At 36.6% G+C, this 9,971-nt stretch carries 5 protein-coding genes and 1 pseudogene; 5 read left to right on the top strand and 1 reads right to left on the bottom strand.

The genetic code is table 11. The features are described 5' to 3' along the window. Positions 1–760, top strand: a pseudogene (locus tag BU804_RS07470) (leucine-rich repeat domain-containing protein); the annotation flags it as partial. Positions 761–923: 163 nt separating this feature from the next. On the opposite strand, the gene BU804_RS11385 reads toward BU804_RS07470, so the two are convergent. Next, positions 924–1,376: a tyrosine-type recombinase/integrase gene (locus tag BU804_RS11385; protein WP_226996165.1), complete on the bottom strand. Its 453-nt coding sequence runs from the start codon at positions 1,374–1,376 to the stop codon at positions 924–926. 640 nt (positions 1,377–2,016) lie between these two features. Between BU804_RS11385 and BU804_RS07460 the strand changes: the two genes are divergently transcribed. The 4 genes from BU804_RS07460 (at position 2,017) to BU804_RS15395 (ending at position 9,458) form a co-directional block, all read left to right on the top strand. Further along, complete coding sequence (locus BU804_RS07460; RefSeq protein ID WP_075883578.1) at positions 2,017–4,146, top strand: leucine-rich repeat domain-containing protein; 2,130 nt, start codon at positions 2,017–2,019, stop codon at positions 4,144–4,146. Between the two features lie 582 nt (positions 4,147–4,728). Continuing rightward, on the top strand, positions 4,729–6,312 hold the full coding sequence (locus BU804_RS07455) for a BTB/POZ domain-containing protein (protein ID WP_075883580.1): 1,584 nt from the start codon (positions 4,729–4,731) through the stop codon (positions 6,310–6,312). 621 nt (positions 6,313–6,933) lie between these two features. Continuing rightward, on the top strand, positions 6,934–9,315 hold the full coding sequence (locus BU804_RS07450) for a leucine-rich repeat domain-containing protein (protein ID WP_226996164.1): 2,382 nt from the start codon (positions 6,934–6,936) through the stop codon (positions 9,313–9,315). A gap of 17 nt (positions 9,316–9,332) precedes the next feature. After that, the gene (locus BU804_RS15395; RefSeq protein WP_255371574.1) at positions 9,333–9,458 is read left to right on the top strand and encodes a hypothetical protein; all 126 of its coding nucleotides are present in this window, start codon (positions 9,333–9,335) and stop codon (positions 9,456–9,458) included. Positions 9,459–9,971 lie beyond the last annotated feature (513 nt).

Genomic DNA, 9,971 nt, shown 5'->3' with positions numbered 1-9,971 from the left:
AAGCAGGTGCTATAAACTTACCGATGCAGGATTAATCCATTTGATACCCTTAACAGCTTTGCAGCAGCTAAATTTAAGTAATTGCAATAATCTCACCGATGCAGGATTAGTTCATTTGAGGTCCTTAAACGCTTTGCAAACTCTAGGTCTAAGCCAATGTTGGAATCTCACTGATGCAGGATTAATCTATTTGATACCCTTAACAGCTTTGCAGCATCTCAATCTAAGCAATTGCAATAAACTCACCGATGCCGGATTAGCCCATTTAAAATCCTTAGCGGCTTTGCAGCAGCTAAATTTAAGCTACTGCTGGAAAATTACCGATGCAGGGTTAGCTCATTTGGCACCCTTAACGGCTTTGCAGCATCTCAATCTAAGCAATTGTGAGAAACTCACCGATGCCGGATTAGCCCATTTGAAACCCTTAACAGCTTTGCAGCATCTAGCTCTAACCAGCTGTCGAAAACTCACCGACAGAGGATTAGCTCATTTGAAACCCTTAACAGCTTTGCAGCATCTAGCTCTAACTAGCTGTCGAAAACTCACCGACAGAGGATTATCCCATTTGAAACCCTTAACGGCTTTGCAAACTTTAGATTTAAGTTACTGTAAAAATCTCACTGACAGAGGATTAGCCCATTTGACATCTTTAACGGCTTTGCAATATCTAGATCTAATTGGCTGTAATAATCTCACCGATGCAGGATTAGCACGTTTTAAAACTGTAGCAGCTTCACTCAATTTAGAAATTGTTAGGTAAAAAACCTTAATAAAAAAGCAGGAATTCTAGCGCCAAAAATAAAAGCGCACTTTGTCCTAAGAAGATCAAGGATAAAATTTCATTAAAGTTGACTAATTTCCATTGAGACGCTTCTCTAAGAGAAATATCCGAGATAAGATGTATTATAGGATGGAAATTAAGCTTATAAACCAATTTTAGTGGCGGCATTTTCCGTCCACATATTTCCCAATCGAATATATCTTCTAATGGTATCAGAGCTTTTATGAACTGTTTGATTCATGATCAGATGCTCAGGAACACCAAAGTTGGCAGCGGTTGTAGCAAATCCAGCTCGTAAGCTATGTCCTGAGAATGAATGTTTCTGCTTTTCTAAATGTTTGTTCCGCTTAATAATCAATGCGACGGATTTGGAAGTTAGAGTTTTATCCATGATTTGACCATGCCGATTGATCGGTCGAAATAATGGCCCTTCGCTAATTTTAGAACAATTAAGCCAATCATTTAAGGTTCTAACAGGGCAAGTGAGAATGTTTGATCCACAAGGAATAGCTATATTCCTCTCCCTTCTCTTCTTGGTCGATTTTCGATTTTCTAAGCGTAATTTGCAAGCCTTCTCTAACAAATTTAATGTCATCAATCGTTAAAGAAACTAATTCTGATTTTCGAAATGTGCCTACAAATCCCAATAACAATAAAGCCTTGTCGTGTATTACTGACAATGAATTTGCTTTACTATTGTTATTATTGATTGATTCAATCATCTTGCGTAAATCACCTAGTAACGGGTCTTTACGGATTTGGGCAGGTTCTAATTTATTTTTTATTCCTTTCCAGACTTCTGTATTTCAGGACAATTTTTGTCGAAAGGCTGTTTAGCTAATTTATGAGCTTGGCTAATGGAGGTAAGTCTTCGGCTTAAACTAGAAATTTTGAGAGGTTTTTGTAATTTCCCTTTCTGATTGATTCATGCGTTATCAGCTCGGCTAATCAAATATGCCCTTTAATTGTATCAGAGATTTTATAAGCTGCTTATTTCCTAATCCTATCATCTCGCAGACTTAAGGCACTTTCAAATCAAAAACTAAGGAATTTATGTTTGAACCATATTGATCCTTATTTGTTTTTTTAATAAAACTTTATTGATAAAATGAAACTTTCTTTTAAAATGTGACTGCCTATTTTAACTTATTAATATTGCCATAATTTTTATCTATCCATCATATTGTTAAAATATCTATAAATGAAAATTTATTTCACTCATTTGGACGGTCATTTTGAATATTTCTAATTTTGGGTTTAATTCTAGTCATCTTGTCCATACAACAGCTCCTGCTTACTCTCAATCTCAAGAGATTAATGACCCTCTTGTGAATGAGAATAATGCTTTAAACAATCTTTTGGCCAATACAGAGAAAACTAGTGCGTTAACGATTCAATCTTCCGCTCCTTCACCTACATCTGAAGAACTTCAACTAAGTTTTCAAGAGGGAACTTCTCTAACCATTTCTCACTCTCAGTTAGCTTTGTTAAGGGAAAAATCCCTTTATTTTAAAACTCTTTGGTCAGGAAATTTCCAAGAAACCCTGCAACATCCTCTCGCTTTAACACAAAAAGACTTTACGCTTTTGCTTAATTGCCTAACGAATCCTAAGTTTGAAATTCCCTTGGAAGAGATCACTTCTGCCATTCAACTTGCCGATTATTATGAACTAACAGAAATGGTGAAACATTTAGAAGAACAGCTGATAGAGGGATACAAATCCCAAAGATTTGAACCCTTTAACTCCACTGAAGAAAGTTTAGTCAGATTAAAAGAACTTTTAAATTTTGCGCAGCAATGCCAATTAAGCACTTTGAAAAACTATTTAGAATTCACTGTTGTGAGCGCCTTATTAAACCAGACCTCTCAATTGGCGTATTTTGAAAAAATTTTAAATCATTTCTCAAATGAGATAGAAGCACTCAATTTTTCGGAGAATGCTCATTTAACAAATGCTCACCTTTTAGCATTAAAAGATTGTAAAAATATAAAAATTCTTCATTTTAAGAAATGTCAGGGTATCACCGATGCAGGATTAGCCCATTTGGCACCCTTAACAACTTTGCAGCATTTAGATCTAAGTGCGTGCTTTAATCTTACTGGCGATAAATTAGCACATTTAACACCTTTAAGAGCTTTGCAGCATCTAAATCTGAATACGTGCTATAATCTCACTGACGATGAGTTAGCACATTTAGCCTCCTTAGTGAATTTACAGCATCTAGATTTGAGTCAATGTATTTATCTCACGGATGCTGGATTATCGCATTTGGCAACTTTAACGGCTTTGCAGCATCTAAATCTGACGGGATGTTACAAACTCACGAATGCAGGATTAGCGCATTTGACACCCTTAAAGACTTTACAACATCTAAATCTAAGCAGGTGCAGTAGACTCACCGATGCAGGATTAGCCCATTTGACACCCTTAACGGCTTTGCAGAATCTAGATCTAAGCCAATGCAGTAAACTCACTGACGATGGATTAGCCCATTTAACACCCTTAACAGCTTTGCAGCATTTAAGTCTAAGTTACTGTGAGAATCTCACCGATGCAGGATTAGCCCATTTAGCACTCTTAACGGCTTTGCAGTATCTAGCTCTAGCTAACTGTAAGAATCTCACCGATGTAGGATTAGCTCATTTGACACCTCTAACGGCTTTGCAGCATCTAAATCTAAGCAGGTGCTATAAACTTAGCGATGCAGGATTAGCCCATTTGACACTCTTAATGGCTTTGCAGTATCTAGCTCTAGCTAACTGTACGAATCTCACCGATGCTGGTTTATTTCATTTGACACCTTTAAAGGCTTTGCAGCATTTAAATCTAAGCAACTGTAGGAAACTTACTGACGATGGTTTGGTGCATTTAACACCCCTAACGGCTTTGCAACATCTAGATCTAAGTCACTGTGAGAATCTCACCGATGCAGGATTAGCCCATGTAACACCCTTAACGGCTTTGCAGCATTTAGGTCTAAGTTACTGTGAGAATCTCACCGATGCAGGATTAGCCCATTTGGCAACCTTAATGGCTTTGCAGTATTTAGCTCTAGCTAACTGTAAGAATCTAACCGATGTAGGATTAGCTTATTTGGCACCTTTAACGGGTTTGCAGTATTTAGATCTAAGCGATTGTATGAATCTCACTGACGATGGTTTGGCGCATTTGACACCCTTAACGGCTTTGCAGCATCTTAATCTGAGAAATTGCCGTAATCTCACTGATGCTGGATTAGCGCATTTAACACCTTTAAAGGCTTTACAGCATCTTAATCTGAGGAGATGTGACAAAGTCACGAATACTGGATTAGCTCGTTTTAAAACTTTAGCAGCTTTACTCAATCTAATAATTATTGATTAGATATAGAAAAGCTTTCAATAAAAAGAGAAACCTGGCGGTGAAAATAAAAGAGGACTTTGTCCTAAGTAGATCAAGGATAAAATTTCATTAAAGTTGATCAATTTCCATTGAGACGCTTATTTATTTTTTATTCCTTTCCAGACTTCCTGTATTTCAGGAAAATTTTTGTCAAAAGGCTATTTAGCTAATTTGTGAGCTTGGCTAATTGAGTTAAGCCTACGGCTTAAACTAGAAATTTTGAGAGATTCTTGTAATTTCCCTTTCTGATTGGCCCATACGTTTTCTGCTCGGTTAATCAAATATGCCCTCTAATCGTATCAAAGAACTTATAAACCGTTTGTTTCCTGATCCTATCATCTCGCGGACTTAATGCACTTACAGTTTAAAAACTGAGGAATCTATGTTTGAACCATATTGATTCTTATTTGTTTTTTTAATAACTCTTCATTGATAAAATGAAATTTTCTCTTAAAATGTGACTGCTTATTTCAACTTATTAATATTGCCATAATTTTTATCTATCCATCATATTGTTAAAATGTTTATAAATTAAAATTTATTTTACTTACTGGGATGGTCATTTTGAACATTTCTAATTCTGGGTTTAATCCTAGTCATCTTGTCCATACAACGACTCCATCTTACTATCCTCTTCAAGACATTAACGATCAATTTAAGAATGAAAATACTCCCTTAGACAATCCTTTGCCTAATCTAGAAGAAACTAGTGTGTCAACGATTCCAGCTCCCGCTCCTTCACCTTCATCTGAAGAAATTCAACTAAGTTTTCAAGAGGGAACCTTTTTGGCTATTTCTCACTCTCAGCTAGTTTTGTTAAAGGAAAAATCACACTACTTTAACAATCTGTGGTCTGGACAATTTCAAGAAACCCTGCAACACCCTCTCGCTTTGACACAAAAAGACTTTACGCTTTTGCTCAATTGCCTGATGGACGCTAACTTTAAAGTACCTGTAGAAGAAATCACTTCTGCCATTCAACTCGCCGATTATTATGAACTGACAGAAGTGGTGAAACATTTAGAAGAACAGCTGATTGATGGATACAAATCACAAAAATTTGAATTCTTTAACTCCACTGAAGAAAGTTTAGTCGGATTAAAAGAGCTTTTAAGTTTCGCGCGTCGCTGTCAATTAAATACATTGAAGGATTATTTAGAATTCACCGTTGTGAGCACCTTATTAAACCAGACCTTTCAATTGGTGGATTTTGAAAAAATTATAAATTCTTTCTCAAAGGAGATAGAAGCTCTTGATTTTTCAAACAATGCCCATTTGACCGATGCCCATCTTTTAACATTAAAAAATTGTGAAAATTTAAAAGTACTTCATTTAGAGGCATGTCAGACTATTACGGATGATGGGTTAGCGCATTTGGCACCCTTAACGGGTTTACAGCATCTCAATCTAAGCAGGTGCTATAAACTTACCGATGCAGGATTAGTCCATTTGACACCCTTAACGGGTTTGCAGCATCTAGATTTAAGCTACTATAAAAATCTCACCGATGCTGAATTAGCCCATTTGGCACCCTTAACCGCTTTGCAGCATCTAGATCTAAGAGGATGCTGGAATCTCACCGATTCAGGATTAGCCCATCTGACACCCTTAACGGGTTTGCAGCATCTAAATCTGATTGGGTTCTGTCTCACCGATGCAGGATTAGTCCATTTGACACCCTTAACCGGTTTGCAGCATCTAAATCTAAGCTTCTGTGATAACCTCACCGGTGCAGGATTAGTCCATTTGGCACCCTTAACCGCTTTGCAGCATCTAGATTTAAGCTCTTGTAAGGAACTCACTGATGCGGGATTAGCCCATTTGAAACTCTTCACCGCTTTGCAGCATCTAGCTCTATTTGGCTGTAATTTCACGGATGCGGGATTAGTCCATTTGACACCCTTAACGGGTTTGCAGCATCTAGATTTAAGCTATTGCTATAACCTTACTGATGCAGGATTAGCCCATCTAACACTCTTAATTGCTTTACAGTATTTAGATCTTAGTGGATGTGATAATCTTACGGACGTTGGATTAGCGCATTTGACACCCTTAACCGCTTTGCAGCATCTAGATTTGAGCTACTGTGAAAATCTCACTAAAGATGGATTAACCCGTTTGACAACTACAACAGGCTTGCAGAGTTAGCGCATTTAACACCTTTAAAGGCTTTACAGCATCTTAATCTGAGGAGATGTGACAAAGTCAAAAAGGTTGGATTAGATTATTTTAAAACTCTAGCAACTTCACTCAATCTAAAAATTATTAAATAAAAAAATTTTCAATAAAACAAGAAACCTGGCAGTGAAAATTAAAAAGTATTTTGTCCTAAGTAGATCAAGGATAAAATTTCATTAAAGTTGATCAATTTCCATTGAGATGCTTATCTAAGGAAAATATCCGCTATAAAAGTATTATAGGATGAAAATTAAACTTATAAACCAATTTTATTAGCGGCATTTTTCATCCACATATTCCCTAATCAAATATGCCCTTTAATTGTATCAGAGATTTTATAAGCTGTTTATTTCCTAATCCTTTCATTTCGTGGACTTAAGGCATTTTCAGAACAAAACTAAGGAGTCTATGTTTGAACCATATTGATTCTTATTTGTTTTTTTTAATAACTCTCTATTGATAAAATGAAACTTTTTTTTTAAATGTGGCTGCCTATTTTAACTTATTAATATTGCAATAATTTTTATCTATCCATCATATTGTTAAAATATCTATAAATGAAACTGTATTTTATTCATTAGGATGGTCATTTTGCATATTTCTAATTTTGGGTTTAATCCTAGTCAATTTGCCAATATAACGACTCCATCTTACTATCCCCCTCAAGACATTAACGATCAACTTGAGAATGAAAATAATCCCTTAGACAATAATCCTTTGGCTAATACACAGGAAACTAGTGCATCAACGATTCCAGCTCCTGCTCTTGTACCTTCATCTGAAGAAATTCAACTAAGCTTTCAAGAGGGAACTTCTCTGACTATTTCTCACTCTCAGCTAGCTTTGTTAAGGGAAAAATCCCTTTATTTTAAGAATCTGTGGTCGGGGCAATTTCAAGAAACCCTGCAACACCCTCTCGCTTTGACACAAAAAGAGTTTGCGCTTTTGCTCAATTGCTTAACGAATCCTAAGTTTGAAATTCCCTTGGAAGAGATCACCTCTGCCATGCAGCTAGCAGATTCTTATGAATTGACAGAAGTGATGAAAAATTTAGAAGAGCAGTTGATTGATGGATACAAAACACAAAGATTTGAACCCTTTAACTCCACTGAAGAGAGTTTAGTCGAATTAAAAGAACTTTTAAATTTTACACATCGCTATCAATTAAATACATTGAAGAACTATTTAGAGTTCACCGTTGTGAGCGAATTGTTAAACCAGACTTCTCAGCTAGCGGAATTTGAAAGAATTATAAATCACTTCTCAAAAAAGATAGAGAGACTTAATTTTTCAAATCAGGTTTATTTAACAAATGCCCATCTTTTAGCATTAAAAGATTGTAAAAATTTAAAAGCACTTCATTTAGAGGCATGTCAGGCTCTCACTGATGACGGTTTGGAGCATTTGACGCTCTTAACGGCTTTGCAGCATCTAAATTTAAGCAGATGCAAAAATCTCACCGATGCAGGATTGGCGCATTTAACACCCTTAACGGGCTTACAGTATCTTGATTTAAGCCATTGCAATAAACTTACCGACGCAGGATTAGCGTATTTGGAAATTTTAACAGCTTTGCAGCATCTTGACCTAAGGGGATGTGACAAAATCACGGATGCTGGATTATCGCATTTGACACCCTTGGTGGCCTTGCAATATCTAAGTCTAAGCCAATGTTGGAATCTCTCCGATGCAGGATTAATTCATTTGAAACCCTTGACGGCTTTGCAGTATCTAAATCTAAGCAGATGCAATAAAATCACTGATGCTGGATTAGAGCATTTGGCGCTCTTAACGTCTTTGCAGCATCTAAATTTAAGCAGTTGCAAAAAACTCACCGATGCGGGATTAGCGCATCTGACACCCTTAATGGCTTTGCAGCATCTAGATCTAAGCATATGCAATAAACTCACTGATAGGGGATTGACGCATTTGAAACCCTTGACGGCTTTGCAGTATCTAAATCTAAGCCAATGTGATAATATCACTAATGCTGGATTAGAGCATTTGACACCCTTAACGGCTTTGCAGTATCTAAATCTAAGCCAATGTGAAAAACTCACTGATGCTGGATTAGAGCATTTGACACCCTTAACGGCTTTGCAACAACTAGATCTAAGCTGGTGCTATAAACTCACCGATGCTGGATTTGCCCATCTGACACCCTTAACGGGCTTACAGTATCTTGATTTAAGCCATTGCAATAAACTTACCGATGCAGGATTAGCCCATTTGACACCCTTAACGGCTTTGCAGTATTTAGATCTAAGCAATTGTATAAAACTCACTGACGATGGATTAGCGCATTTGACACCCTTAATGGGTTTGCAGCATCTAAATCTAAGCAGTTGCTATAAACTCACCGATGCTGGATTTGCCCATCTGTCACCCTTAACGGCTTTGCAGCGTCTAGATTTGAGCTACTGTCAGAATCTCACGGATGCAGAATTAGCCCATTTAACACCCTTAACAGCTTTACAACGTCTAGATTTGCGCTACTGTGAGAATCTCACGGATGCAGGATTAGTCCATTTGAAATTCTTAACGGGTTTGCAGTATCTAAATCTGAGAGGATGTGGGTATCTTACTGACGCTGGATTAGCCCATTTGACAACTTTATCAGGTTTACAGCATCTAGATTTAAGCAGTTGTGAGAAACTCACGGATGCAGGATTAGTCCATTTGAAACTCTTAACGGATTTGCAGTATCTAAATCTAAGCAGGTGCGAAAATCTCACTGATGAAGGATTAGCCCTTTTGACACCTTTAACTGCTTTGCAGCATCTGAAACTACGCTACTGTATAAATCTCACCGATGCAGGATTAGCCCATTTGACACCCTTAACGGGATTGCAGCGTCTAGATTTAAGCCAATGCTGGAACCTTACTGATGCAGGATTAATTCATTTGAAACTTTTAACGGCTTTGCAGCATCTAAATCTGAGCGATACTAACATTTCACCGATGCAGGATTAGCGCATTTAAGATCCTTAATGGCTTTGCAGCATCTAGATCTAAGCTACTGTGAGAATTTCACCGATGTTGGATTAGCACGTTTTAAAACTTTAGCAACTTCACTTAATCTAACAATAAAACTAGAAACCAGGCGCCGAAAATAAAAGAGTACTTTGTCCTAAAAAGATAGTAGATAAAGAATAAAATTTCATTAAAGTTTATTGACTCTCAACGAGACGCTTCTCTAAGTAAAATATCCGCGATAAGATGTATCATAGGATGGAAATTAAAATTATAAACCAATTTTAGTAGCGGCATTTTCCGTCCACATGTTTCCCTATCAAATATGCCCTTTAATTGATCAGAGATCTTATAACCCGTTTGCTTCCTGATCCTATCATCTCATGAACTTAAGGCATTTTCAGAACAAAACCAAGGAGTTTATATTTGAACTATACTGACTCTTATTTAATTTTTAATCGTCCTTTATTGATAAAATGAAACTTTCTCTTCAAATGTAACTGCCTATTTTAAGTTATTAACCTGAATTTTGAATTTATCTCTTTGATAATAAATAAGAAGAATAAAATTTAAATGACAAAAGACCTCTGTATCATTTAAAACATTTGTTTCCCCAAACTAATGTTTAATATGCATGAGAGGTCAAAATGGATTTA

This window comes from Candidatus Protochlamydia sp. W-9 (assembly GCF_001950615.1).
GTDB classification, from domain to species: domain Bacteria; phylum Chlamydiota; class Chlamydiia; order Chlamydiales; family Parachlamydiaceae; genus Protochlamydia; species Protochlamydia amoebophila.
Note: the sequence above shows the minus strand (reverse complement) of the source record. Positions and strands in the feature narration are given on the sequence as shown.